The organism is Halobacillus sp. K22 (assembly GCF_052246795.1).
In the GTDB taxonomy this organism is placed as follows: Bacteria; Bacillota; Bacilli; order Bacillales; family Halobacillaceae; genus Halobacillus.
Map to the genome: position 1 here is coordinate 79,104 of NZ_JBQQCN010000015.1, position 26,424 is coordinate 105,527.

The following is a 26,424-nucleotide window of genomic DNA, read 5'->3' on the forward strand; positions in this document are numbered from 1 at the left end:
TGGGGTTGTCAAAGTTATTTTAAAATATTTAGAATTTAACAAAAATAACAAAAAAAGGATAGAGACAATAAAAAGCCTCTATCCTTAGGATAATTTTATCGTTTATTTCTGCTCAATTGAGGGTGTAAAAAAATGAATCAATATACCTATAAGCGCCACAACAGCCAGAGTGGCTAATAACGGAATCCACACTTGGCCCGTCAGGCCGAGAAGGATATATCCAATTGAGGCCGCCACAGCCGCAATACCCGCATAAGGAAGCTGGGTGAGTACGTGGTCAATATGGTTAGCACCTGCCCCCGTAGAGGATAATATTGTGGTATCTGAAATAGGAGAACAATGGTCTCCAAACACCGAACCAGCCAGTACAGCTGATAAAGCAGGCAGAATCATAGCCGGCTCAGTGACAGCTGCTATTTCCCCAGCTATTGGAAGCATGATTCCAAATGTTCCCCAGGAAGTTCCCGTAGAAAGCGCCATGAAGCCGGAAATAATAAAGATAAGGAGTGGCAGATACGCGACATTAATATCCGCCTGGCGGAACTGCTGTGCTAAATATTCACCTGTCTGCAGCTGGCTGATAATATCTCCAATCATCCAGGCGAAAACTAATATATAAATAGCGGGCAGCATGGCTTTGATTCCTTCCCAGAATACGATAGGCGCTGCCGACTTTGGTCCAGCTTGTGCTGCATATAAAATACCTGCCGTAGCAACGGCTGCCAATCCACCTATAAATAAGGAAATATTTACATTAGTATTCGCAAAAATAGCTAGCAGACTTACGGCACCCTCTGTATTTCGAATACCTGTAATCACCATAGCCGCTATGGTTCCAGCTACAAGCGCTCCAATCGGAAGAATCAAATGAGCGATTTTTCCATTATTATGCTGCTTAAATTCATCATTTAAATCCCCTGGTACATCACCGTGAGGATTAGTTAGCTCCCCGGTATCTACTGCTCTCTTTTCATGAGTCCGCATGGCTCCAATATCGAGCTTTAGGAAGATTGTAAGAAACACTAGCAGTAAAGCAGCGAACACATAATAATTGGCAGGAATCATTAAAACAAAAGCTTCCAATGCCTGATAATTAGAAATTTCATTAGCAGCTAAAATACTTCCAATCGTGCCAATGATATAAGCTCCCCAGCTTGATATCGGAGAGATAACGGTAATAGGAGCAGAAGTAGAATCAATGTAATAGGCAAGCTTAGCCCTTGATATTCTGTAACGGTCTGTTACAGGTCTGGCCACCTGACCAACAGCTAGTGCATTAAAGTAGTCATCAATAAAAATGATAATACCTAAAACAGACGGCAGTAATTTTGCCCCTTTTCGTGTGCGGATTTTCTCAACTGCCCATTTTCCGAAAGCCTTACTTCCTCCAGAAGCTGTCATAAAGGCTGTGGTAATTCCCAATAAAAATAAGAATGATAACAGATAAAGATTTCCTGTATTGAGAGCTCCTTCACTCACGAAAATAGTGGAAAATAAAGACCAGATTAATACAAAACCTTCCTTGAGATCAATTCCCGTGAGCATAAACGCTCCGATAATAATCCCTATACCCAGTGATAGAATCACTCTTCTTGTAAGTAACACAAGGACCAGCATTAGAACTGCCGGAATTAAAGAATAAATCGTTCCTTCCATGATATTCCCTCCGTAAAGCTATTGATGTAAACGGGAGTAGGAAGGCTACTGCAAATAAAAATGAGGAATAAAAAAAGACAATGATAGTAGAAAATAACCTATCATTGCCTGTTTTAGCAACTTGATTATCCTCCATTTCGATCAGTAGCGCCCCATGCACCCAAAAGAGCATGCATGACAGTGTGTCTCTTCTTCAGATATACACCAGCATAGGATAGTCTGACATCACTATCGTACACTTCGGCAGAAACTCATCCCTTTCATCAATGATCCTAGCTTGCCTTGCTCCCATTAATTACTAATGACGTCTGCACCTCTACCTCACCGATCTGATAAGGTCACGCATATTTAATTCCATGTCATTTTATCAGTCAGATTACATTATTGCAAGGCATCCATTGGAAAGGAAAAAGATGGTGATTTGTCTGGTCCTTCTCCTTGTCCTCCATAGAAATCAGGAACTTCTCCTAGGATAGTTGCTGTGTCTATAGGAATATCTGTTGCGACAGTAGTGGTTTCAGTGGAAAATGGAATGACAATCCTTACGTTTACCTCAATATGAATAGATAGTTGAAATAATGCTGCGTTAATACCATACTCCGTAATTTCGCTTTGGAAATTTGATTGTACATCTCCAATTACTCGTAATTGAACTGGTACTTTAGGACCCAGGTTTGCGAGGAGCGAATTATTTGTCGCCTGTCCTACTGGAATTTCAATTAATGTGGCAGGCTGTTCGCCAAGTTCTTCCTGCGTCATATTAGGGTCAATATCTGGTTCAAGTGTTGTATCTTCCATCGGTAATTCGTTTAGTTCCATTCTCTTTAGAAAGTTTTGGACGCGATACGTTGTGTTTCTCAGCACCCTGTTAACAACCACCGAATTCCAACCCATATAAACGATATTTCCATTATCATCTTTTTCCATTTTAACTAAATCATTAAATTGTAAGTCTTCTGCTATTTGTTTATTTACGGCTTCATTGATCGCATCTCTTGCCAATTGCTGGGTCTTTGTTTCAGCTATACCGATGAGAGCCGGAGTAATACCACGGTTGATTAACCAGAGGCTTAAAGCGGTAAAGAGTAAAAAAAACATAAAAGTCAAAACAATTCTTTTCCCGATTGAGGGTCCATTTGTAACTTTACTTTTTCCCATTAAAACAACCCCTCCTGAACTAACTATATGTAGTCCAGAAGAGGTTTAGGCATATAAATAATGATATATTTGAACCTTACCTTCATATCTACTGATGAAGCTCTTTATTCATATGTTTTTAGAGCTTCCGATAGCAAATCGCGGAGTAATTCAGGCATATAATAAGCCTTATTAGGTGCGTAGGCAATTTCGGGAAACAGTCTTCCGAAGGTAAACGTATCGGCGGTTGAAAGAGTATAGGACTTCTCCAGATCAATCGGTACTCCATTTTTTGTAACCCTTACCACGCGTTCTTCCCCATCCTGCGACTCTTTTGTTTCAATTTCCACGCCGGCAAAAACCATTTTTCCAATTACTTCTCCACGAAAGCCAAAGCCTTTTAAGCGGATCTCCGTTAACTTTCTTGTATGAGCTACCCGAATGACTTCCAGCAATTCGTCCCCTTTCAACTCTACTTTACAAGGGTTCATGGGGTGAGGACAGATCCGATGCACATCTTGATAAGTTACTTCCCCTTCTCCTAAATGATCTAAAAGAATACCCGCATTCAGCATAGCTACATCTGAGTTTGTCCACTTTTTGAGCTCTATGGTCAGTCTGGACATTAAAGAAGTCTCTTGAAACCAGCCTATATATAAGGGCTTGGTTAACCTGGTTATGGGAGTTTGTAAAAGATCTACGGCTCTTTCTCTCATACCCTGTACATCTTGTGTAACTCTCTCATCCTTACGTAAATTTTCAGTGGGAATCGCATAAGCTTCTTTTTTCATTAATTTTCCTTGTTCAGTGTCCCATTCCAATATAATTTCTCCGAGATGCGTCCCATGCTTTCCGGCAGCTGTTAAAAGCGAATTCTCCGTGTATTCACCATTCTGGAATAAATGATGAGTATGGCCGCCAATAATGACATCAATCCCTTTGTATCGGCGTGCAATTTCTTCATCATCATTAATACCTAAATGAGAAAGCAGGATAACAATATCTGATTGTTCACGCACCACATTTATAATTTCATCTAATGAATCATAAGGGGATTCGACCTCCCAGCCAAGCTGTTTGTAAAATGTTTTAAAGGGAGCCGTCAAACCAATCAGGCCGATCTTTGTGCCCTTATTAGAGGTTAGAATCGTATGTGATTTCAGCCAAGCAGGCTGAGAGTCTCCACCATAACTGAGATTCGCACAAATCACTTCAAAATCAGCCTTATCATACAGGGTGTATAGGTCCTCACTGGAAAGCGTGATTCCTTCATTATTCCCTAAGTTAGCCAGATGGTAACCTGCCTGATTTAAAAGTTCCACGTTACCTTTTCCCATAAGCCCTTCGGCTATCGGATGAAATCGATCCACATGGTCTCCGTTGTCCATTAACCAGAAATTTTCACCTTTCCGATTATGTTGATCCTTCTTCCTTTTAAAGTAGCCGACGATTTGGGGCCAATTCTCAAAATGACTATGTAAATCACTTGTGTAATAAAAAAATAATTTTTCCTTCATCATCAGTCTCCTTATCCAATTCCTTGCCATATTAAACGGATACCGATTAAGATCAATAATACCCTTAGAAACCATTCTACTGCCTGTCCTTTAAGATGGCGGTTAACGCGAGCTCCGAGCATTCCTCCTAAGTATGCGCCTGGAATAAAATAGAGCGTGTAACCCCATTCTACGTGTCCGAGGAAGATATGAGTAGCTGAGCTTGAGATGCTCGCAAAAAAGATCGTGAACATCGAGGTGGCCGTAGCAATGTGTGCGGGTATATTGAATAATAAAATCATGGCAGGCACCATGAGGGAACCTCCGCCAATGCCAAGCAGTCCTGACAGCAATCCTACTGCTATCGATAAAATCAGACCGAGAACTATTGGCACCTGATACGTATAGGTTGTTCCTCCAATAGCTTTTTCCCTTTTAAGTCCATTATTAAATATGTAGGTACCCGGTGTTTTCCTCGGTAAAAAAAACAGGAAAGAAACTACAATCATAATACAGCCAAATAATAAAGAAAACATATCGGTTTTAAAAAATTGATTTAACCATGAACCTATAATCCCCCCAGGGACACTACCTATCAGAAAAATATAACCGATCTTCTTATCTACCCGGTCATACTTCATATAAGAAAGAGCAGAGGACATCCCTGTAAATATCATGACTACCAGCGAAATTCCGACAATTGACTGAGGTGATACCCAGTCAAAAGAACTTAGCCGATCTCCTAAAAATAGTAAAACTGGTACTAAAATAACACCGCCGCCCAATCCGGCGATGCTTCCAACCAATGCTGTTACTAATCCGATCATAAACATGAGGATGACCATTTTAAAACATCCTTTATCTCTATAGATAATATTATAGTATCATGTTTTCTATTCTTAAAACATCCAGCCTATATTAAGAAACATAAATATTAGTCAAAGTTGACCAAAGAAATACTTATACTACATAAAAAAGTACAGGTGGGATAACCACCTGTACCATCAGTGTAAATAACAATTAGATTAACCGATAGAACCTTCCATTTCAAATTTGATTAGACGGTTCATCTCTACGGCATATTCCATTGGCAGTTCTTTCGTGAATGGTTCAATGAAGCCCATTACAATCATTTCAGTGGCTTCTTCTTCAGAAATACCGCGGCTCATAAGATAGAATAATTGTTCTTCAGACACTTTAGAAACTTTGGCTTCATGTTCCAAAGAGATATTTTCGTTCATAATCTCGTTATAAGGAATTGTATCTGAAGTAGATTCGTTATCCATAATTAAGGTGTCACATTCTACGTTCGAACGTGCTCCTTCGGCTTTACGGCCAAATTGCACAATGCCGCGATACGTAACTTTACCTCCATGTTTCGAAATGGATTTCGAAACGATCGTCGAGGACGTATTAGGTGCCAGATGGTGCATTTTCGCACCTGCATCCTGGTGTTGTCCTTTTCCGGCAAGAGCGATGGAAAGAGTCATTCCACGTGCGCCTTCACCTTTAAGGATAACAGATGGGTATTTCATGGTCAGTTTAGAACCAAGGTTTCCGTCTACCCATTCCATAGTTGCATTGGAATCAGCCACCGCACGTTTAGTAACCAGATTATAGACGTTATTCGCCCAGTTTTGAATCGTTGTATAACGGCAGTAAGCATTATCCTTAACAAAGATCTCAACCACCGCACTGTGAAGTGAGCTGGATGAATAGGTAGGTGCTGTACATCCCTCCACATAGTGTACAGAAGAACCTTCATCAGCGATAATCAATGTCCGTTCGAATTGTCCCATGTTTTCTGAGTTAATTCGAAAATAAGCTTGCAGTGGTGTTTCTACTTTAGTGTCTTTAGGAACATAAATGAATGATCCCCCAGACCAAACAGCAGAGTTTAAGGCTGAGAATTTATTATCAGAAGGCGGAATAACTTTACCGAAATATTCTCTGAAAAGATCTTCATTTTCTTTAAGAGCTGAATCCGTGTCTTTAAACACGACACCTAGATCTTCAAGATCTTTTTCCATATTGTGATAAACAACTTCAGATTCATACTGAGCCGATACACCTGCAAGATATTTCTGTTCAGCTTCTGGAATACCTAAACGATCAAACGTATTCTTAATTTCTTCTGGAACTTCATCCCAAGAACGTTCAGAACGCTCGGAAGGTTTCACATAGTAAGTGATATCATCGAAGTTCAGTTCTGACAGATCTCCACCCCATTGCGGCATCGGCATTTTATAAAACTGCTCTAAAGCTTTCAGGCGGAAGTCAAGCATCCACTGCGGCTCTTCTTTATAATTGGAGATTTGTTCCACGACTTCCTTCGTTAAACCTTTTTGGGTACGGAAAATCGAAATGTCTTTTTCATGGAATCCATATTGATACTCTCCAACTTCTGGTGCTTCTTTAGCCATGATTATATACCTCCTTTTGGTATTGACAAAAGCTTAATCCTGCTTTTCTTCATCTACGCCTTTCTCCATAGCCTTCCAGGCTAATGTGGCGCACTTAATTCGTGCTGGGAACTTAGAAACTCCCTGTAATGCTTCTATATCTCCAAGATCGAGCTCGTCAGTGTCCACTTCATTTCCTTGCATGAGCTCGGAAAATACTTCAGACATCTTGAGCGCTTTTTCTACTGGTTTTCCTTTGATTGCCTGAGTCATCATGGAAGCGGAGGACATGCTGATGGAGCAGCCTTCCCCATCAAACTTGGCATCTTTGACAAGATCATCCTCTACTTGCAATTGAAGTTGTATGCGATCACCACAGGTTGGATTGTTCATATCCACTGTCATGTGATCTCCTTCAATCGCCCCTCGATTACGAGGGTTTTTATAGTGATCCATAATAACCTGGCGATAAAGTGTATCTAAATTGTTAAAAGACATCGCCAAAATACTCCTTTGTTGTTTGTAATCCTTCAACAAGTTTATCAATTTCTTCTTCAGTGTTATATAGATAAAAGCTGGCGCGAGCCGTCGCTGATACTTCCAGCCATCTCATTAACGGCTGAGCACAGTGGTGACCAGCACGAACGGCAATCCCTTCAGCATCTAAAACGGTTGCTAAATCATGAGGGTGAACATCAGACAAATTGAACGTAATTAGTCCTGCTCGTTCTTCCGGCCCATAAATAGTCATGCCTTCCACTTGCTGCATTCTATCTTGAGCATAAGCAGCTAATTTTTGCTCATGATTTTTGATTTCGTCCAGACCGACTTCATTTAAGAAATCGATAGCAGCACCTAAACCAATAGCTCCCCCAATAATCGGAGTGCCCGCCTCAAATTTCCAAGGCAAGTCTTTCCACGTAGAATCGTACCAGTTTACGAAATCAATCATTTCTCCTCCGAATTCAGCTGGTTCCATGTTTTTAAGAAGAGATTTTTTTCCATAAAGGACACCAATTCCTGTTGGTCCACACATTTTGTGACCAGAGAAAGCGTAGAAATCTGCATCCAGATCCTGCACATCAATCTTCATGTGCGGAGCACTCTGTGCGCCATCTACTAGCATGACTGCGTCATTCTCATGAGCAATTCCCGCTAGTTCCTTTATAGGATTTATTGTACCAAGAACATTGGAAACATGCATAGTGGCTACAATTTTTGTGCTCTTAGTAATTGTTTCCCGTGCATCTTCCAAGTTAATCGTTCCATTAGCCTGAAGAGGCATATATTTCAACACAGCCCCTGTTTCTTTCGCCACTTGCTGCCATGGAATGATATTACTGTGATGTTCCATCGGGGTGATGACAATCTCATCCCCCTCTTTAAGATTAGCTCTTCCATAGCTTGATGCAACTGTGTTAATTGCTGTTGTTGTACCGCGAGTGAAGATTACTTCCTGCGTACTGGAAGCATTAATAAATCTTCTGACCTTTTCACGCGCGCCTTCATACTCATCCGTAGCCTTTGTACCCAGCGTGTGAACGCCTCTGTGAACATTTGAATTATATCCACGATAGTATTCATCGAGTTTTTCAATGACCTTAATCGGCTTTTGAGATGTTGCAGATGAATCCAAATATACAAGCGGATGGCCATTTACTTCCTGATGAAGAATCGGGAATTCATTGCGTACCGCATTGATATCCATTAATATACTTTCCTTTCAATTACCTGCGTCAACTGACGTTTAACGGCTTCGACAGGAAGCTGCTTAACAACTGGCGCAAGGAATCCGTGAATAATAAGGCGTTCTGCTTCAAACTTGGAAATACCGCGACTCATTAGATAGTACAGCTGTACTGGATCCACTCGTCCTACAGAAGCAGCGTGCCCAGCTGTTACATCATCTTCATCTATTAGAAGAATTGGGTTAGCATCTCCGCGTGCATCCTTACTTAGCATTAGTACCCGGGATTCTTGCTCCGCATTAGACTTGGAAGCCCCATGCTCTATTTTACCAATTCCATTAAAGATTGCGGAAGCTTTGTCCTTCATAACACCATGCTGAAGGATATAACCATCTGAACCTTGACCGAAGTGGGTGATATTTGCAGTGAAATTCTGCTTTTGGGTACCTCGGCCGATAGCTACTGTTTTCGCATTGGAATGAGAATTATCACCAATTAAATGAGTGATATTTTCAGATACAGTATCGCCTTCATTCATTTGACCAAGAGCCCACTCAATCACAGCATCACGGTAAGCAACACCGCGGCGGTTGGTATAAACCGTGGTTCCGGAATCAAAATTATCAACAGCACCAAATGAAACCTTGGCTCCATCTTTAGCAATTACTTCTGTGATATTGTTAGCTGATGTTTTCTCTTCTTTATTATGAGAGATATAATTCTCCACATACGTTACTGAGCTATTTTCTTCTGCTACCACGAGAATGTGGTTAATCAGAGAAGCTTCTGGATCTTCCTGCCAGAAAATAGCTTGAAGCGGTTCTTCAATTTGTACATTTTTAGGAACGTACAAGAAAATTCCGCCGTTCATAAGGGCTGCGTGCAGAGCTGTAAGACGGTGCTCATCTACGTGTACAGCGTCGTTCATATAATACTTCTGCACCAAGTCGCTATGCTCTCTAAGAGCAGTAGCCATATCCGTAAAGATAACACCCTCATCCTTTAATTGTTGATCAATTGCCGCGTATGCAGGAGTGTGATTTCTTTGGATTACTAAGTTCTGTTGTTCTTTTTCTTTATCTAAAAAGTCTTGAATTTCAGCTGGCAGATCTTCAAGTGAGTTAATTACCTCACCTGAAACATTGTGTTTAAACTCAGTGAAATTCCACTTACTTATATTCGTTTTATCAGGCTTAGGTAGTTGAAGTGATTCTGATTTTTCCAAGGCGTCCAGTCGAAGGTTTTTCATCCATTCAGGCTCTTGTAAACCTTTGGAAAATTGTGTGACATACTCTTTATCGTATGGTAGTGAGACGTCTACTGTCATGTTAACCCTCCTATCTTAGTTACGCTTTTTGACCGATTGTTTCGTCTTCGATTCCCAATTCTTGTTTGATCCAGTCGTAACCTTCTTCTTCAAGACGCTGGGAAAGTTCAGGTCCGCCAGATTTAACTACGCGGCCTTGCATCATTACGTGTACTTTATCAGGAGTAATGTAGTTTAAAAGACGCTGATAGTGAGTAATGATTAAGCAGCCAAACGCATCGTTACGCATTTCGTTGATTCCTTTAGCTACAACTTTAAGAGCATCGATGTCCAAACCAGAGTCGATTTCATCAAGGATTGCAATAGCTGGCTGTATCATCATCAGCTGAAGGATTTCGTTACGCTTTTTCTCACCACCGGAGAAACCTTCGTTCAGATAGCGCTGAGCCATGTTTTTGTCCATATCCAATGTTTCCATCTTAGAGTCCATATCTTTAATGAACTTCATAAGGGAAATTTCGTCGCCTTCCTCACGCTGAGCATTAATAGAAGAACGCAAGAAGTCGGAGTTTGTTACACCGCTGATTTCACTAGGATACTGCATAGCAAGGAAAAGACCTGCCTGCGCTCGCTCATCTACTTCCATTTCCAGGACATTTTCACCATCTAATAAAATTTCGCCCTGAGTTACTTCATATTTAGGGTGGCCCATAATAGCGGAGGCTAGAGTAGATTTACCTGTTCCGTTTGGTCCCATAACAGCGTGGAATTCACCGCCGTTAATTGTAAGATTTACACCTTTAAGGATTTCTAGACCTTCGATTTCCACGTGAAGATCTTTAATTTCTAAAGTTGATCCTGCCATAATTAATACCTCCAGTATCTATAGTAATGGAATGGATTTATTTGTTGTAGTTAGTAGAACCATTCTCAATTTATTCTCATTATAATCTTATATCATTTAGAAAGTGATATCAACTTTTTCCTTCCAGTGGAAATGAGCCGATTTTTCTACAAATTATAAGTGAAATTTTTCTGTTTCTACATTATTATAACACGAAAAAATCAGGTGACTAAAGATCACCTGATTCCCTGTTTAAATTATCTATGCAATTGACGATCTAGTTGAGCAAACATCTTCTGGCCTTGTTCAAATTCTTTCTGGCGCTTTTCTTCTACTTTCAAACGTGTATCCAACTTGCTGCTGTACTCGGCATAACTCAAATTATGAGCCTGATGCATGGCTTTTTCCATCTCAGCAGTGTAATTTAAATTCAGTTGGTCACTAATAACGAATCAACCCTTTCAGATTATTTACACTATTCAGAGTACCATAAATCTTTACCCCTGCACAAACAGGTATAACCCCTGAAATATCTGATTCTACTTGATTCATTTCGATGAAAGCGCTTGATTCGACCAGTACATATGAATACATCAGTTTTCCTTTAATTTTCTAACTATTCAAACTAATTGACACTGGAATTTAAATCCATATATGCATCCTGAACTAACGTTACAGCCTGACTTAAAGCCGCGCCTCCACCAAAGGCAGCTGCTACCCCACAAGCCTCCAGAATTTCCTTTTCTGTTGCACCCTGATCCACACAACCTTTTGTGTGGTAAATCATACAATATTCATCTTGAGCTACTATGCTTATTCCAAGTGCCATCAATTGTTTCTGCTTTTTAGAAAGCTCGCCTTCTTTGAAACACGCTTCTGTGAATTCACTGAATTGATGAGCGACTTCTGGCATTTTCTCAGTAAAATCACCCAAACCTTCTTTATAATCATGTAAATACGTCTGTGTCCAATTCATTTGTTGTTCTTGCATCGCATTCTAACCTCCCAATAAAAATAAGTGACTGCAGTTAGTATAAACCGCAGTCACTTATCTTATCCGTTATTCAGAGCTGCCATCTACAGGCACTACAGCTCCATTATATTCTTCCTTCATGAACGTTTGAATTTCTTCTGAACGTAATACTTCTACTAATGTTTGCAGTGCTTCTGAATCTTCATCTTTACTCTGGGCCGCGATCACATTTACATAAGGGGATTCAGAGCCTTCAAGGATCAATGAATCTTCACTTGGGTTCAAGTCAGCTTCAATAGCGTAGTTTGTATTAATCGCTACTAGAGCATCTTCTTCTCGTTTGTAGATCTCCGGTAATGTCGCTGCATCTACTCCGGAGTCAAATTGAAGATTTTTTGGGTTTTCAACAATATCGTCTACAGTAGCATCCACTTTATCTACGCTTTCATCTAATTTTACCAGACCTTCACGTTCAAGAAGCGAAAGAATTCTTCCATGGTCAGCTACTGAACGGCTCATCACCAGGGTAGTACCTTCTGGAACTTCATCAACGCTTGAGATGTTTTGAGAGTAGATACCCATAGGTTCAATGTGAATCCCGCCAAGATTTACAAAGTCATAATCATTTTCTTGCATTTGTGTTTCTAAATAAGGAATATGCTGGAAATAGTTTGCATCAATTCTTCCCTCTGCTAAGTCCTGGTTAGGAAGTACATAATCTTGATATTCTTCAATGGTCAGTGTAATTCCTTGCTCTTCAAGCAATGGTTTAGCTTCTTGAAGTACTTCTGCGTGTGGGACACTTGTAGCACCAACAGCTATTTCAGTAGTTCCTTCTTCAGAACTGCCGTCACCGCTGCTGCTATCTTCCGAACCTGAGTTTCCTTCATCAGATGAACCACATGCTGATAAAAGGATAATAAATAATAAAGTAAAAATACCGAATGTAATTTTTTTCATGAGTACTCTCTCCCTTTAATTTTATTTAGGATTTTTATCTTTTATCCAATTTTCTCGAAACGAAGTCCCCGATAAATTGGAAAATGAAAACAATAATCACAATGAGAATCGTGCAAATAAAGACAACATCAAAGTCGCTTCGCTGAAAGCCGTAGAAATAGGCAAAGTCACCTAATCCACCGGCACCGATTGCCCCCGCCACTGCAGTATATCCGATTAAAGCAATAGCTGTAACGGTAATCCCTGAAACCAGGGCTGGCATTGACTCTGGAAGCAGCACCTTAAAAATCAAAGTAGAAGATTTAGACCCCATCGATTTAGCAGCTTCGATGACACCTTTATCTACTTCTTTCAATGCAATCTCTACAAGTCGTGCATAGAACGGTGCCCCACCTATAATTAGCGCGGGCAGTGCCGCTTTAGGGCCCCGAATAGTGCCTATGAGAAAATCAGTAAATGGGAATAATAACAGAATTAAAATGATAAAAGGTATAGCTCTGAATATGTTAACAACTGAAGCAGTAATCCAGTTTAATATCTTGTTCTGCCACAGACCCCCAGGACCTGACAAGTAAAGAAGTAAACCTAACAGTAAACCTAAAACAAACGTTCCAGCTACAGAGATAAGCGTCATGTAGAGCGTTTCGTTGGTAGCTGTTATTAAATCATCCATAGTGACGTTTGGGAAAAATTGATTAATCATCCGGGCTCACCTCCACTTCCACAGAGGTGGATTGAATATATTCAATCGCACGCGTAATTTCTTCTTTATCACCCAGGAATTGCACAAACATCGTTCCATACGCACCCTTTTGGGTTTGAGTGATCTTTCCGTGCAATATGTTTACATCTAACACAAACTTCCTGGAAACTTCACTGATTAAAGCCTGATTGGTGCTCTCACCTACGAAGTGCAGACGAAGAATCTCTCCAGTCTTATACGTATCTTTTATAAGTTGAAGTGAATGTTCCCGCTCAGGGTCTCCCATTACCTGATCGACAAATTTCTTAGTAACCTGTTCTTTTGGATAAAGGAAAACATCAAGTACGTCTCCCTGTTCCACAATTTTACCTTGTTCCATAACTGCTACCTGATGGCAGATCTTTCGGATTACATGCATTTCGTGGGTAATGAGTACAATTGTCAGTCCAAGCTTCTCATTAATATCTACTAATAGATCAAGAATGGAATCTGTCGTTTCTGGGTCAAGAGCAGAAGTAGCTTCATCACAAAGAAGAACTTTAGGTTTATTCGCTAGCGCACGAGCTATTCCTACTCTTTGTTTCTGACCGCCGCTTAACTGAGATGGATAAGAATTGCCTCGTCCACTAAGGCCTACCAGGTCTATTAATTCATTAACACGTTTGGTTCTTTCGCTTTTAGGTACACCAGCTATTTCAAGTGGAAAAGCGATATTATCGTGAACAGTTCGAGACCACAAAAGATTAAAATGCTGAAAAATCATCCCAATCTCCTGCCGGGCCTCTCGCAGTTTCCCTTTGTTTAAAGAAGTCAAATCTTGCTCATCAATGGTGACCTTGCCGTCCGTTGGATCTTCCAGGCGGTTTAACAACCTTATGAAAGTACTTTTTCCAGCACCGCTGTAACCGATAACCCCGTATATTTCTCCCTTTTTTATCTGTAAACTTAGGTCGTCGACGGCACGGACCTCCTGATGTTTCGTTCGAAAGACTTTAGATAAGCCTTTAATTGAAATCATGTCGTCTTCCCTCCAATAAAAAAACCTCTCTGCTTGAGAACAGAAAGGTTAGCGTAACAATCTTTATCTGTTCTCTCATCTTCACAAGGATTACCTTGCAGGAATTGGCACCTTACCAAGTCTTAGCTTGCCGGTTGCCGGGCATCAACGGGCCAGTCCCTCCGCCTCTCTGGATAAGAGATTTTAATTTTTTATCACTTTAATACGTGTACGTACCATAAAGAGGATTCTAGCATTGTTAGAATTTCGTGTCAACTTGATAATATTCCTATAAATTCGACAAAATAAAAACTCTTCCTTAAATTAGAAGAGTTCATTTAGAACACTCTTCTCATCTACCAAAGTAAAATACTTTGCAGGAATTAGCACCGTGTTCATCTGCATAAACCGGTTGCCGGGCATCAATGGGCCAGTCCCTCCGCCTCTCTGGATAAGTGAAGATGTCGCTATTAAATTAATGATTATGTTAGCATGGGGCTATAAATTAAGTCAACAATTAAGGAGTGGTCACGTTGAGGAATGCGCCAAGTTTCGAACTTCCTTATTTAAATAAGGAAGGCTCTTATAATACTACAGAGGATCTGGGAAAAGTAATTGTTCTTACATTTTGGACCTCATGGTGCCCCGACAGCGGGAAGGATTTACCTAAGAAAGAGCAGTTATATAAAACAATGGACCATCAGAAAGTCAAGATGGTTACTATAAATGTATCTGGCCGTGAACGGAGCGAAGCTGAGGCAGAGGAATATGCAGAAAAGTTTTTATCTCAGCCTGCTCTTAAAGACCATGGTCGAACGATCTATGACTTGTTCAACAGTGAAGGTGTACCTACTACTGTGATTATCAACAAGGATGGTTTTATCCATTCACAATTCGGTGATCAAGCAGATTTCTTATCCATTGTAGAATCTCTGGGCGAACTCATTTAGCCAATAACAGGAGTGATTCGATAAACAAAATATTCCGGTATGCCCCTTGAACTTTAATCGTCGCCTGGGGAAGAGAAGTTAATTTTTGTTCACCCATAAACAAAGTTTTCATAATGGTACTGGAAGATTGCAGGTGAATGAGATTTAGTCCGTTTTCCTGTTGATCTGTTTTGAGATGCACCCCTGACTGGTCTATATACATGTAAATTCTATGATTGCCAACCTGGAGAATTACGTTAAGTCTTCTTTCCCGCCAACTGGGCAAAAGATCTGTTCTCTGATTCACTTGTTTAACCCAATCTTGTATGAATTCCACCATTGTTAACTCCTCCTTTGTTTGTTAAATAAATTCTTGATAAGGAGGAGTCAACCCTTTTAAAATAACGAAAAATCGTTCGTCATTTCCCGGGTAATTCATTTATTTTTTTACATATTCAGAAAGTTTATCGTACATAAAAGGAACAGAATGAAAGGCATAAACTTTCTCTATTATTTCCCCGTGATGTGTAATTAATAGACAAGGTACACTTTTTATTTGATAAGTTTTCATTAAGTCAGGATGCAGAGAAGCATTGCATTCCCTGAATAATTCTTTATTATAAGTGGCCTCTATAGCCGTAAGCATTTTTCTGGCCAAGTGGCAGGTCCCACAAAAAGGAGTATGGATGAATGTCAATCCAGTTTTTTGTTCTTCTAACTCGTGACCTGCTGACTTGTTATCTATTTCCTGCACAATGATCCTCCTAAATGAGATAGATGGGCTTTACGTGGAAATGCCTGTTTAATAAGGCTCTGGCTAATTCTGGTTCTGGCGTGGCTGCCACTTCACGAAATGCTTTATCAATATAGATGTGTACGGCATGAGGGAGCTCTGCTGTCAGCTGTTTTCTTAATTTGTAGCCAGAATCGTCTTCATCTACAAGAATATACACCCTGCGCCCATCAAGATTGTAATCATAGATTAGTTCCTCCATCCGTTCAATACCAAGGGTTCCATGTGTACAAATGATCTCTATATCTTCATCAAGAATTTTCTTGATTTTTCGCTTATCTGTTATTCCCTCAACGATTACAATTCTTTCTCCATCCATTTTCTATCACCCACTATATAGAAACAGACCATGCCAAAGGGGCATGGTCTGAACATGATTAATATGATACACCATCATGTCAGACAAGGAATATATGTAGCCCTGCCTGTACAATTGCTCATGGTAAATGCTTGACTTTAGTCTTCATTAATCATTTCTTCATATTGATCGGATGTCATTAGTTCATCCATTTCAGAAGAAGCACTTGGTTCGACAATAACCATCCACGCTTTATCATACGGGGATTCATTTACGAATTCCGGGCTGTCTTCAAGTTCTTCATTGACTTCAACAACTTTACCGCTTAAGGGAGCGTATAATTCGGATACAGTTTTTACAGATTCTACGCTTCCAAATGGCTCATCTGCTTCAAGCTCATCCCCTACTTCAGGAAGCTCTACAAACACAATGTCGCCCAGTTCAGATTGAGCGAACTCTGTAATTCCGATACGGACTTTCCCGCCTTCTTCTTTAACCCATTCGTGTTCTTCAGAGTAACGCAGATCTTTTGGTACACTCATTGAAATCCCTCCATTAAATAAAATATACTTTATAACAATTACAAACATAAAAGCTAGCTGCTTTTATTTCCAATGTTTTGCTCACTGTACCCAGACTTCTTGAAAAGTTTCAGGTTTGAAACCCACAGTGACTTTGTTCCCATCAGTGACGATCGGCCTTTTAATTAACATCCCATCTGAAGCCAGCCACTCAACCATTTCTTCCTGGGTAGCATCCTTCAGTTTTTCTTTCATATTCAATTCTCGATACTTTTTACCACTCGTATTAAAAAACTTACGAGCAGGTTGAGCACTTTGCTGGATTAGTTTTTCCAACTCGTCAGCATTCGGGGGATCTTCCACGATATGTACAGAGGTATAATTTATACCTTGCTCATCCAGCCATTGTTTAGCTTTTTTGCAAGTCCCACATTTGGGGTACCAATAAAAGGTTACCGACATAACTGTCACTCCTTACCTTTGATATTTTATATTTTACCATAATGAAGATATTTATTTCATCGGTTAACCTAATTTAATGGCGAGTTCTACTTCGAAAAAACAAAAATCCCTGCTTTGAACGTCCAAAGCAGGGATATAATAAATGAATTAGACTACAAACTTCTCTGCTTGAATTAATGCGGCAGCTATTTCGCGTTTCTTCGCAATCACATTAATTGGAGTATGTCGAGTAAGCTTACGCAGTGCACCAAGCATCATTCGCAGGGAGTCTCCTGATTCAGCAGCGATCAATGTCTCCTTCGCGTGGGCTTCAATTCGGTTAAATGCTTCTTGAGTGTAAACTTGCGTGTAAAGCAGCTTCAATTCGTTTTTGCTTTCACCGGTTTTCTGTAATGCTTTATCCGTTCGTAGAATAGCTGACTCCATGTTATATATTTCACCAGTAATATCGGCAATATTAACAAGAACCTCTTGCTCATTTTCAATTTTCTCACCATATTTTTGAGCAGCTAAACCGGCTGCAAGTAAAGCAATTTTCTTAGCGTTCTTTAATAAATATTTCTCTTGCTCCAGAGGTTCGATGCCTGGTTCTTCTGGCATAAGCGTCATAATCTCTTCCTGAAGAGCCTGCGCTTTTTGAAGCAATGGCAGTTCGCCCTTCATCGCTTTTTTAAGAAGCGTTCCCGGGACGATCATCCGGTTAATTTCGTTTGTTCCTTCAAATATACGATTAATCCGGGAATCCCTATACAATCTTTCGACTTCATATTCAGCCATAAATCCATATCCACCGTGGATTTGCACAGCTTCATCGACAGCGAAATCCAGTAACTCTGTTCCAAACACCTTGTTTAGTGAACATTCGATTGCGTACTCAGCAATGACTTTAGCCACAGCTGCACCATCTTTAAGTTCTTCTTCAGACAGCTTACCCATGCTTTGCTCAAACAAGCCTACAGTTCGATATACTGCGCTCTCATTGGCATAGGTATTTGAAGCCACTGAAGCAATTTTCTCTTGAATAAGTGGGAAACTCGCGATCGGAGTCTTAAACTGTTTGCGCTCTTTCGCATACTTAACAGAAAGTTCTACAGCTCGCTTCGCTCCTCCGACTCCTCCGATAGCCAATTTGTATCGACCCACGTTTAAAATGTTAAAAGCAATAACATGCCCGCGTCCAATCTCTCCAAGAACGTTTTCAACAGGAACTTCGGCGTCTTCAAGAACGAGCGTACGTGTAGAGGAACTTTTAATTCCCATTTTTTTCTCTTCAGGTCCTGTAGAAACACCTGGATACTCTCTTTCTACGATAAAGGCCGTGAATTTATCTCCATCTATTTTAGCGTAAACGACAAACACGTCAGCAAATGCAGAGTTGGTAATCCATTGTTTTTCGCCGTTCAAGACATAGTGAGTACCTGCTTCATTAAGTTTCGCAGTCGTTTTTGCCCCCAGGGCATCTGATCCTGAACCCGGTTCTGTCAAAGCATAGGCTGCAATTTTTTCACCTGTGGCCAGCACAGGGAGGTATTTTTGCTTTTGGTCTTCATTGCCGAAAAATACAATAGGTAATGATCCAATCCCTACATGTGCTCCATGAGTAACAGAAAAACCTCCTCCCCGGGAAAATTTTTCTGTAATTAAAGAGGAACTGATTTTGTCTAGCTGGAGTCCACCATACTCCTCCGGTACATCCGCTCCCAGCAATCCAAGATCGCCCGCTTGCTTCAGCAATTTAACAGAGTGCTCAAATTCATGGTTCTCCAGATTATCAATTTTAGGAACGACCTCGCCTAACACAAAATCCTCAGCGGTTTTAGCAATCATCAAATGTTCGTCTGTGAAATCTTCGGGGGTAATAACATCCTCAGCCGATAAATCCTCCACCATGAATCCGCCGCCCTTAATCATTTCTTTTAATTCACTCATTTGTTTTTCCTCCTCTTATAGTAACTCAAAAACTCCGGCTGCACCCATACCGCCGCCAATACACATCGTTACGACACCGAATTGCTCGTTACGCCTTTTCATCTCATGAATTAATCCTAATGTAAGCTTAGTACCCGTACATCCCAGTGGATGGCCTAGAGCAATCGCTCCCCCATTAACATTCACTTTGTTCACATCAAGTCCAAGTTCACGTATAACGCGGAGGGATTGTGAGGCAAACGCTTCATTCAATTCGAATAAGCCAATATCCTGAATACTCAGCCCTGCCATTTTCAGTGCTTTCGGTACAGCTTCAATTGGTCCTACCCCCATGATTTCAGGTTCCACTCCTGCTACAGCAAAGGAACGGAACTTTACTAGAGGCTTTAAGCCATCTGCTTCTGCTTTTTCACGATCCATAACTAGAACGGAAGCTGCTCCATCACTCATTTGCGAAGAATTCCCTGCGGTGACCGAACCTTTTACCGAGAAGGCAGGCTTCAGCTTAGCAAGGACTTCTTTTGTAGTGCCAGGACGCACCCCTTCATCCATGGAAACCATCTTTTTACTATCGATTACCTTATTGTCTTCGCCCAGTACACGATCTTCTACTTCTACCGGTACGATTTCATCGTTAAACTTGCCTTCTTGAATCGCTTTGGCTGCACGCTCATGACTTTGGACAGCGAAGGCGTCCTGGTCGTCTCTTGATATCTCGAAACGCCTTGCTACTTCCTCTGCCGTATGCCCCATAGACATATAATATTCAGGAGCATTCTTGACCAATTCAATATTCGGTTTGATCACATGTCCTCCCATAGGAATTAAGCTCATAGACTCTGCACCGCCGGCAATAGCGGTATCGTTGTGCCCGAGCATAATTTTCTCGGCAGCGTACGCGATACTTTGAAGCCCTGAAGAACAATAGCGGTTAATAGTAATGGCCGGGACCTTATGATGGAGACCAGCGAGCCCCGCAATGTTTCGTGCCATATTCATACCTTGCTCTGCTTCAGGCATGGCACATCCAATAATTACATCATCAATACTTCCTTCGTAGTTACCAGCTCTTTTTAATGTTTCTTTTATGGTTAATGCGGCAAGATCATCAGGACGTGTGTGGGCAAACGCTCCTTTTTTGGCGCGGCCCACAGGCGTCCGTGCTCCTGCAACAATGACTGCTTCCTTCACGGTTCTTCCCCCTTTAGTAATTAGTTACGAAGCGGCTTCCCTTTCATCAGCATGTGCTGCATCCGTTCTTGTGATTTTGGTTCACCGATTAAACTTAGGAATGCTTCGCGTTCCAGGTCTAATAAGTATTGTTCATCTACAAGCGTACCTTCTTTTAACCTGCCGCCTGCGAGTACGAATGCAAGTTTTTCAGCGATTTTCAAGTCATGTTCACTTGCATATCCACTTAGCAATAGTGATTTGGCACCTAACAGCATGGTGGCATATCCCTGTTCTCCAACCACCGGGACTTTTGTTCTTTTAGGTGCTGTGTAACCCGAATCAGCCAGACCGATCACCTTCTGTTTTGCATCATGCAGCAAGTGATCACCATTTGCACTAATAGCATCCAGCTGATCCAGAAAACCATTTTCTCGGGCTTCTTCAGCCGAAGTAGAAACCTTAGCCATCGCAATTTTCTCAAACACATTGTTGGCTACTTTTTGAAGATCAAAGTCGACCCCTTCAGGAATATTTCTAAGATGCTTGATGTAAAGCTCTTTATTTCCTCCGCCTCCCGGAATCAGTCCGACTCCCGGTTCTACCAGCCCCATATAAGTTTCAGGTGATGCCTGCACAGCATCAGATGGAAGACAGACTTCTGCACCTCCGCCAAGCGTCATACCAAAAGGTGCTGCTACAACTGGTTTGTCAGAGTACTTCACTTTCATAAGTGCATCCTGGAAGTTTTTAACGACCATTTCAATTTCGAAAAAGTTATAATCCTGAGCTTCCATAAGCATCATCCCAAGATTTGCACCCACGCAGAAGTTTTTACCTTGGTTTCCTATGACGAGCCCTTTGTAGTGCTGATCAACATGATCTATCGAAAAGTTAATCATTTGGATAATATCCAGCCCGATAGCATTACTTTGGGAATGGAATTCTAGACAGGCCACATCGTCTCCTATATCTATTAAGCTTGCTCCCGCATTCTTTTTGATCACATCTTTAGTTTCTTTAACTCTTTTTAAATTGATATTTTTCTTATTGAAAACCTGCTGTTTATAATCACTATTGTGGTAAAAGTAAACGTTTCCATTTTCAGCTTTATAAAACGAACCAAAACCTTCATTAAGCATATCTTCTATCCAGGCAGGGATGTTTTCACCATCCTCTTTCATCCGGTTCACGGAAGCTTGAACTCCGATAGCATCCCACATTTCAAATGGTCCCATTTCCCATCCGAAGCCCCAGCGCATCGCTTCGTCGATAGATGGAACATCATCGGCTATTTCTCCATACAATTCAGCGGAATAGAGAAGCACAGGTTTGACAATAGACCAAATTAAATCTCCAGCCGGATCGCCTTTAGCATTAACTAATGATTTAAGTTTGCGTCCGGGGCCTTTTTCTTGTTTAGCCATTTCTGTCGCTTTTGTTTTTAGTTTCCCACGAGATTCGTATTCCATGGTTTCAGGATTTAACTGCAGAATTTCACTGCCATTTTTACTCCTTTGTTTCAGGAAGAAACCTTGACCGCTTTTTGAACCCAACCAGCCTTTTTCCAGCATATGGTTCATAAATTCAGGAATTTCAAAAGCTTTTTTCTCTTCTCCTTCTACTTGATCGTGAACATTATTGGCTACATGAATAAAGGTATCCAGGCCAACTACATCCAATGTTCGGAAAGTCGCACTTTTTGGCCGGCCGATCATAGGGCCGGTGACAGAATCAACTTCCCCGACGCTATATCCTTTCTCAAGCATTTTCTGTACGGTAACGAGTAAACCATACGTACCAATTCGGTTGGCAATAAAATTAGGTGTATCTTTAGCTTCCACTACGCCTTTGCCAAGTACGTCTTCTCCGAAAGTTTTTATAAATTCAAGAACTTCAGGATCCGTATCTTTAGTAGGTATCACTTCCAGCAGCTTCAAATAACGCGGCGGATTAAAGAAATGAGTCCCTAGGAAATGCTTTCGAAAATCTTCACTGCAATCAGCTGACATGGCTTCAATGGATATTCCTGAGGTATTGGAACTAACAATAGCTCCCTGCTTTCTATACTGATCCACGCTAGCTAACACTTTCTTTTTAATTTCTAAATTTTCCACAACTACCTCGATAACCCAGTCGACTTCACTAAGTCTTTCCATATCATCACTCATGTTACCGGTTTCAATTAAATTCAAGCTTTCTTTACTGGTAAGCGGAGAAGGATTTTGTTTCTTTAAGGCCTCTTTATTCATCGAAGATATTCGGTTTCTCACCGCTTTATCATCAAGTGTTAATCCCTGCTTTTTCTCACGATCGTTCAGTTCGCGAGGAGTAACGTCGAGCATAAGTACTGGAATTCCGATATTTGCTAAGTGTGCTGCTATCCCGGCCCCCATGACACCAGACCCCAAAACAGCTGCACGCTTTATTTTACGATTCATACTATGTCCCCCTATCCATTTGAATGAATACTCATTCATTTTATAATCAAAAAAATAAATGTTGCTAAGTTCGTATCTATTACTAATATAAATTATTTTCTGACATTTCGCAATCCTTTTTTCTACATTATCTTGGAAATAATTCCTTCAAAATAAGATGCTTTATTTTAATCTTAGTATCCATTATATAGCATATGCCCTAAAAAAGTTCACCAGGTAAAGAGCAGATTGTTCCTCTTACTTTCAGTATCATTCATTCCGATAATAGTAAAACTCTTATGAAAAGCTCAGATAGTGTTTATCATAAGCAAAAAGAATAGCCGTTTCATAACAGAGTTATTGTTATGAAACGGCTTTCGGAGTTGTTTATTTTCCAAACACACCTTTTAAAACAAAGGCTACGTTAGCTGGACGTTCAGCTAAGCGACGCATGAAATAACCATACCAATCATTTCCGTAAGGTACGTAAACTCTCATTTTGTAACCCTCTTTCACAAGCTCCTCTTGTCTTTCTACTCGGATACCATAAAGCATTTGAAATTCAAACTGGTCATTCGATATATTTTCCTCTCCCACTAATCGTTTTGTATATTCGATAATAGCATCGTCGTGGGTCGCAACAGCTGTATAGTTTCCATTTAGAAGGTGCATTTTTATAATTTTTTTATAGTTCTCATCCACATCTTTCTTTTCGGGAAATGCAACTTTAGGAGACTCTTTATAAGCTCCCTTCACTAAACGGAGGTTTGGGTCATACTGATTGAGATCCTCTACATCTTCCGCCACTCGATAAAGATATGCTTGAAGGACGGTACCAATGTGATCATAGTCAGCACACAGTTTCTTAAAAATCTCAAGCGTTTTATCACATCGCTCATGGTCTTCCATATCAATTGTTACAAAAACATCTTCTTTCTCTGCCACATCCAGAATACGGCGCATATTCTCCATTACGAGATCTTCTGAGATATCCAGCCCCATGGACGTAAGCTTTAATGAAAGTTGTGAATCCAGACGGTGCTCGCCTATTGCTTTAATAGCTTCGATACATCCATCAGCAGCTTCACGAGCCTCTTTTTTACTGTCAATAAACTCACCCAGGTGATCGATTGTCACTGACATACCCTTATTATTGAGTTTTTGAATCGTATCCACGGCATTTGGAATCGTTTCACCCGCTACAAATCGACCTGCGCCAAATCGAAGACCGTATTTTTTAGCTAACTTTGTAAAGAAACGATTTTTGGAGAGAAACAAAAAGAAATTTCGTAATATTTGTTCCATCACACATCCCCCTACTACCAATTTTATCTCTTTGGTCCTTCAATAAATGTAAGAAAATTAAGACTTGTAAACGAAAACACACTTTTATTTTATCATCTTTTAAGAAAAATGGGTATAAATTCAAAGAACGGCAGTCGGTTTTTGCAGGTTTTTCCATAAATATGGATTTATATATAATAGAAAATAATCTTTTTGGAATACTACAAATGACTTTATAAGGAGGTAGAGATAATGCAACACCAGCAAAACCAACCATCGTCTATGCAGCAGGCTCAGCCAATGGCGCAAGTCCCAGAAGTCGTAAGTACGAAAGACCAGCTTTACATTACGGATATGCTTTCTTGGAATTTGAACGCCTGTAAAAAAGCTCATTTCTTTGCGCAAAACTGTCAAACTCCTGAAATCCAAGCAGCATTAGAAGAAGCCGGGCAGATGCATCAACGCCATTACAATAAGATCCTGACGCATCTGGAAACTCAACCCCAAAAATCTAATTAACGAATGGAGGTCCATTTAGTGAATCAAACATCAAGCAAAATACAAAACCCTGAAACATCCGTCCCTAAAACACCGCAGATGAATGAGCGTGATTTCTTAAATGATCAATTAACCACAGAAAAATACATGACCGCTTCTTATAACATTGCCTTAAATGAAGCAAGTAATCAGGCGCTTTACCAGGACCTAGCGACGATTTTTAAAGAAACTCAAGATTGTCAGAGAAACCTTTACAATCTAATGTTTAAAAACGGCTGGTACGCTGTTGAACAGGAGCAGCAGCAAAAGGTTCAGCAGTCGTATCAGCAGTTCACAGGCTATAAATCTCAGCTTCCTTACACCGTGCAATAACCTTATTATTAGAAATGGTAAATCTTTTAAAGGATAAGCCTCTTGGGGCAGGTTATGCTGGGGACGCTTCCCTTCACAAGGCAGAGCCAAAACTGTGTGTTAAACAATCTAACGCTTATCTTTAATAATCAGCACAAAAATTTACCAGGGTCTTTTATAAATAAAAAACACCCGGCTTTTACAGCCGGGTGTACAAGTTTATCCTACCGCTTCATATCCTTGTGCTTCAATTGCTTCCTTCATCATTCCCTTAGAAACATAAGCCTCATCATACATAACATCGACTTTACCACTGCTTAAGTGTACCTCTACGCCGTGAACCCCTTCTAATTTCTCAAGAGAATCCTTTACTGTTTTTTCACAGTGTTCACAACTCATTCCATTCACTTCTAATGTTAAATCCATTATTACACAACCTTTCTATTTTATTTGCTGATTGAAATATATTCTGAGTAGTGAGTTAAATCTTCATGCTTACGCGTTTAACTCCTCTTAGAATTACTATTCCACAATTTACTGATGGAATAACATCTCAGGACTTATTTTTTGGACCTCTATTATAAAGGCTGACAATAAGCGTATTAAATTATAAACTGAAAGAGCCTAGAACTCATTTTGTATTGAGATTTATCCTTGTATAGTTAGGAGATTTTATTTTGAGAAAATACATATACTTAGGTATCTCCTTTGGAGGGGGAGCGGGTGCGAGCTTACGTTATATGATTTCAATTCTATTTCCCTCCTATGGAAGTTTTCCTTACGGTACCTTCATAGCAAATATGCTCGGCTGCTTTCTTTTAAGCTTTATGTATCAATTTTTCTTTAGATTCTTTACAAATGCCCGGGTCCTGCAGAAGGCTGTAACGACCGGTTTTATTGGCTCTCTTACTACCTTCTCAGCCTTTTCTACTGAGTTTGTGCAATTACTGTCATTGAACACTTATTTAGCATTATTCTACATAGTGGCGACATTCCTGCTTGGTGTAAGCTTGACCCTACTTGGTTCCCTGTGGGGAAAGAAGTGGTTTATATGAGTATTTTTCTCGTATTTATTGGCGGAATGGCTGGTGCCGTGGCTCGTTTTGAAGTAAGTAATCTTTTGAATAACAAAAGCGATTACCCTTTAGGTACAGCAGTTTCTAATATTTCAGGTGGAGTACTCCTGGGGATTCTTATTCGCCTTCAGGAATTAGTGGGGCTTGAAGAGTGGTTGTGGCTGCTGCTGGCTACTGGATTCTGCGGAGGTTATACTACCTATTCTACTTTCAGTTACGAAATCTTTCATTTATTGGAACAGGGTCAGTGGAAGAAAGGATTATTATATGCAGGGAGCTCTCTTATATTAACTGTAGCTGGCCTCTTTTTCATTCTCTTTGTTTGAGTACAAATATAATGCCCTGTAAAAGAGGATTTGCCTTACAAAGGCCACCATAATGCTACTAGGAGAAATTACTTTCAATGTCAATTTTAGGAATCCGCACCAATGATCGTAAAACCAATCGAGTAGGAGGAGGTGACTAACCTCCGTCCTCTCACACCACCGTACGTACGGTTCCGTATACGGCGGTTTCATAAAATTCAACGTGCATTCAATGATTTCAAACCCATACGTTGCCAATAGTGAT

Annotated in this window: 29 protein-coding genes and 3 riboswitches; of the genes, 5 read left to right on the plus strand and 24 right to left on the minus strand. The window is 40.4% G+C overall.

From position 1 onward, the window contains the following. Positions 1-102: 102 nt before the first annotated feature. The 14 genes from ACTWPM_RS12180 to ACTWPM_RS12245 all read right to left on the minus strand — a co-directional run bounded on the left by ACTWPM_RS12180 (position 103) and on the right by ACTWPM_RS12245 (position 14,144). The gene (locus ACTWPM_RS12180; protein ID WP_443133309.1) at positions 103-1,656 is read right to left on the minus strand and encodes a Na+/H+ antiporter NhaC family protein; all 1,554 of its coding nucleotides are present in this window, start codon (positions 1,654-1,656) and stop codon (positions 103-105) included. 137 nt (positions 1,657-1,793) lie between these two features. Further along, positions 1,794-1,983, minus strand: a riboswitch (Lysine riboswitch). Between the two features lie 54 nt (positions 1,984-2,037). Further along, positions 2,038-2,814 (minus strand): sporulation protein YunB, encoded by a 777-nt coding sequence (gene yunB / locus ACTWPM_RS12185; protein ID WP_443133310.1) that lies wholly within the window; start codon positions 2,812-2,814, stop codon positions 2,038-2,040. 104 nt (positions 2,815-2,918) lie between these two features. After that, a complete protein-coding gene (locus ACTWPM_RS12190; RefSeq protein WP_443133311.1) occupies positions 2,919-4,310 on the minus strand; it encodes a bifunctional metallophosphatase/5'-nucleotidase in 1,392 nt (463 codons plus the stop codon). An 11-nt stretch (positions 4,311-4,321) separates the two neighbouring features. Beyond that, a complete protein-coding gene (locus ACTWPM_RS12195; RefSeq protein ID WP_443133312.1) occupies positions 4,322-5,134 on the minus strand; it encodes a sulfite exporter TauE/SafE family protein in 813 nt (270 codons plus the stop codon). Between the two features lie 180 nt (positions 5,135-5,314). Beyond that, a complete protein-coding gene (gene sufB, locus ACTWPM_RS12200; protein WP_443133313.1) occupies positions 5,315-6,712 on the minus strand; it encodes a Fe-S cluster assembly protein SufB in 1,398 nt (465 codons plus the stop codon). 33 nt (positions 6,713-6,745) lie between these two features. Then, positions 6,746-7,189 (minus strand): Fe-S cluster assembly sulfur transfer protein SufU, encoded by a 444-nt coding sequence (sufU, locus tag ACTWPM_RS12205; protein WP_443133314.1) that lies wholly within the window; start codon positions 7,187-7,189, stop codon positions 6,746-6,748. After that, positions 7,179-8,399 carry a cysteine desulfurase gene (locus ACTWPM_RS12210; protein ID WP_443133315.1) on the minus strand — a complete coding sequence of 407 codons (1,221 nt, stop codon included), beginning with the start codon at positions 8,397-8,399 and terminating at the stop codon, positions 7,179-7,181. Before ACTWPM_RS12210 ends, sufU begins: the two co-directional genes overlap by 11 nt. Further along, on the minus strand, positions 8,399-9,706 hold the full coding sequence (gene sufD / locus ACTWPM_RS12215; RefSeq protein WP_443133316.1) for a Fe-S cluster assembly protein SufD: 1,308 nt from the start codon (positions 9,704-9,706) through the stop codon (positions 8,399-8,401). The genes ACTWPM_RS12210 and sufD overlap by 1 nt, the downstream gene beginning before the upstream one ends. 19 nt (positions 9,707-9,725) lie before the next feature. Next, positions 9,726-10,511 (minus strand): Fe-S cluster assembly ATPase SufC, encoded by a 786-nt coding sequence (sufC, locus tag ACTWPM_RS12220; RefSeq protein ID WP_089751755.1) that lies wholly within the window; start codon positions 10,509-10,511, stop codon positions 9,726-9,728. A gap of 236 nt (positions 10,512-10,747) precedes the next feature. Then, positions 10,748-10,888 (minus strand): hypothetical protein, encoded by a 141-nt coding sequence (locus tag ACTWPM_RS12225; RefSeq protein ID WP_173380435.1) that lies wholly within the window; start codon positions 10,886-10,888, stop codon positions 10,748-10,750. Positions 10,889-11,115: 227 nt separating this feature from the next. Continuing rightward, entirely contained in the window at positions 11,116-11,481 is a 366-nt protein-coding gene (locus ACTWPM_RS12230; RefSeq protein ID WP_443133317.1) for a carboxymuconolactone decarboxylase family protein, read from the minus strand. A 69-nt stretch (positions 11,482-11,550) separates the two neighbouring features. After that, positions 11,551-12,423: a MetQ/NlpA family ABC transporter substrate-binding protein gene (locus ACTWPM_RS12235; RefSeq protein ID WP_443133318.1), complete on the minus strand. Its 873-nt coding sequence runs from the start codon at positions 12,421-12,423 to the stop codon at positions 11,551-11,553. Between the two features lie 34 nt (positions 12,424-12,457). After that, complete coding sequence (locus ACTWPM_RS12240) at positions 12,458-13,126, minus strand: methionine ABC transporter permease (RefSeq protein WP_443133319.1); 669 nt, start codon at positions 13,124-13,126, stop codon at positions 12,458-12,460. After that, entirely contained in the window at positions 13,119-14,144 is a 1,026-nt protein-coding gene (locus ACTWPM_RS12245; protein ID WP_443133320.1) for a methionine ABC transporter ATP-binding protein, read from the minus strand. The genes ACTWPM_RS12240 and ACTWPM_RS12245 overlap by 8 nt, the downstream gene beginning before the upstream one ends. A gap of 72 nt (positions 14,145-14,216) precedes the next feature. Further along, positions 14,217-14,324, minus strand: a riboswitch (SAM riboswitch). 148 nt (positions 14,325-14,472) lie between these two features. Then, positions 14,473-14,581: riboswitch (SAM riboswitch) on the minus strand. Between the two features lie 66 nt (positions 14,582-14,647). On the opposite strand from ACTWPM_RS12245, the gene ACTWPM_RS12250 reads away from it, so the two are divergent. Continuing rightward, complete coding sequence (locus ACTWPM_RS12250) at positions 14,648-15,073, plus strand: TlpA family protein disulfide reductase (protein WP_443133321.1); 426 nt, start codon at positions 14,648-14,650, stop codon at positions 15,071-15,073. Here the strand turns inward: ACTWPM_RS12250 and ACTWPM_RS12255 are convergent. The 9 genes from ACTWPM_RS12255 to ACTWPM_RS12295 all read right to left on the minus strand — a co-directional run bounded on the left by ACTWPM_RS12255 (position 15,066) and on the right by ACTWPM_RS12295 (position 23,950). Continuing rightward, the gene (locus ACTWPM_RS12255; protein WP_443133322.1) at positions 15,066-15,392 is read right to left on the minus strand and encodes a hypothetical protein; all 327 of its coding nucleotides are present in this window, start codon (positions 15,390-15,392) and stop codon (positions 15,066-15,068) included. The genes ACTWPM_RS12250 and ACTWPM_RS12255 overlap by 8 nt on opposite strands. Before the next feature lie 99 nt (positions 15,393-15,491). Continuing rightward, positions 15,492-15,806, minus strand: a complete 315-nt coding sequence (locus tag ACTWPM_RS12260; protein WP_443133323.1) for a thioredoxin family protein — start codon at positions 15,804-15,806, stop codon at positions 15,492-15,494. 10 nt (positions 15,807-15,816) lie between these two features. Beyond that, entirely contained in the window at positions 15,817-16,164 is a 348-nt protein-coding gene (locus tag ACTWPM_RS12265) for a toprim domain-containing protein (RefSeq protein WP_443133324.1), read from the minus strand. Positions 16,165-16,301: 137 nt separating this feature from the next. Continuing rightward, positions 16,302-16,685, minus strand: coding sequence for a glycine cleavage system protein GcvH (gcvH, locus tag ACTWPM_RS12270; RefSeq protein WP_443133325.1), 384 nt, complete (start codon positions 16,683-16,685; stop codon positions 16,302-16,304). 81 nt (positions 16,686-16,766) lie between these two features. Then, the gene (locus tag ACTWPM_RS12275; RefSeq protein WP_443133326.1) at positions 16,767-17,126 is read right to left on the minus strand and encodes an arsenate reductase family protein; all 360 of its coding nucleotides are present in this window, start codon (positions 17,124-17,126) and stop codon (positions 16,767-16,769) included. A 147-nt stretch (positions 17,127-17,273) separates the two neighbouring features. After that, positions 17,274-19,055, minus strand: a complete 1,782-nt coding sequence (locus ACTWPM_RS12280; protein ID WP_443133327.1) for an acyl-CoA dehydrogenase family protein — start codon at positions 19,053-19,055, stop codon at positions 17,274-17,276. A gap of 15 nt (positions 19,056-19,070) precedes the next feature. Beyond that, positions 19,071-20,246, minus strand: coding sequence for an acetyl-CoA C-acetyltransferase (locus ACTWPM_RS12285; RefSeq protein ID WP_443133328.1), 1,176 nt, complete (start codon positions 20,244-20,246; stop codon positions 19,071-19,073). A gap of 20 nt (positions 20,247-20,266) precedes the next feature. Continuing rightward, a complete protein-coding gene (locus ACTWPM_RS12290; RefSeq protein ID WP_443133329.1) occupies positions 20,267-22,666 on the minus strand; it encodes a 3-hydroxyacyl-CoA dehydrogenase NAD-binding domain-containing protein in 2,400 nt (799 codons plus the stop codon). 366 nt (positions 22,667-23,032) lie between these two features. Next, positions 23,033-23,950, minus strand: coding sequence for a proline dehydrogenase family protein (locus tag ACTWPM_RS12295; protein ID WP_443133330.1), 918 nt, complete (start codon positions 23,948-23,950; stop codon positions 23,033-23,035). Between the two features lie 231 nt (positions 23,951-24,181). Between ACTWPM_RS12295 and ACTWPM_RS12300 the strand changes: the two genes are divergently transcribed. Continuing rightward, a complete protein-coding gene (locus ACTWPM_RS12300; protein WP_443133331.1) occupies positions 24,182-24,448 on the plus strand; it encodes a hypothetical protein in 267 nt (88 codons plus the stop codon). 3 nt (positions 24,449-24,451) lie between these two features. Further along, positions 24,452-24,799 (plus strand): spore coat protein, encoded by a 348-nt coding sequence (locus ACTWPM_RS12305; protein WP_443133332.1) that lies wholly within the window; start codon positions 24,452-24,454, stop codon positions 24,797-24,799. Positions 24,800-24,997: 198 nt separating this feature from the next. On the opposite strand, the gene ACTWPM_RS12310 is transcribed toward ACTWPM_RS12305, so the two are convergent. Then, positions 24,998-25,204 carry a copper ion binding protein gene (locus ACTWPM_RS12310; protein ID WP_443133333.1) on the minus strand — a complete coding sequence of 69 codons (207 nt, stop codon included), beginning with the start codon at positions 25,202-25,204 and terminating at the stop codon, positions 24,998-25,000. Between the two features lie 251 nt (positions 25,205-25,455). Between ACTWPM_RS12310 and ACTWPM_RS12315 the strand changes: the two genes are divergently transcribed. Beyond that, positions 25,456-25,833 (plus strand): fluoride efflux transporter FluC, encoded by a 378-nt coding sequence (locus tag ACTWPM_RS12315; protein WP_443133334.1) that lies wholly within the window; start codon positions 25,456-25,458, stop codon positions 25,831-25,833. Then, positions 25,830-26,180, plus strand: coding sequence for a fluoride efflux transporter CrcB (gene crcB / locus ACTWPM_RS12320; protein WP_443133335.1), 351 nt, complete (start codon positions 25,830-25,832; stop codon positions 26,178-26,180). The genes ACTWPM_RS12315 and crcB overlap by 4 nt, the downstream gene beginning before the upstream one ends. Positions 26,181-26,424 lie beyond the last annotated feature (244 nt).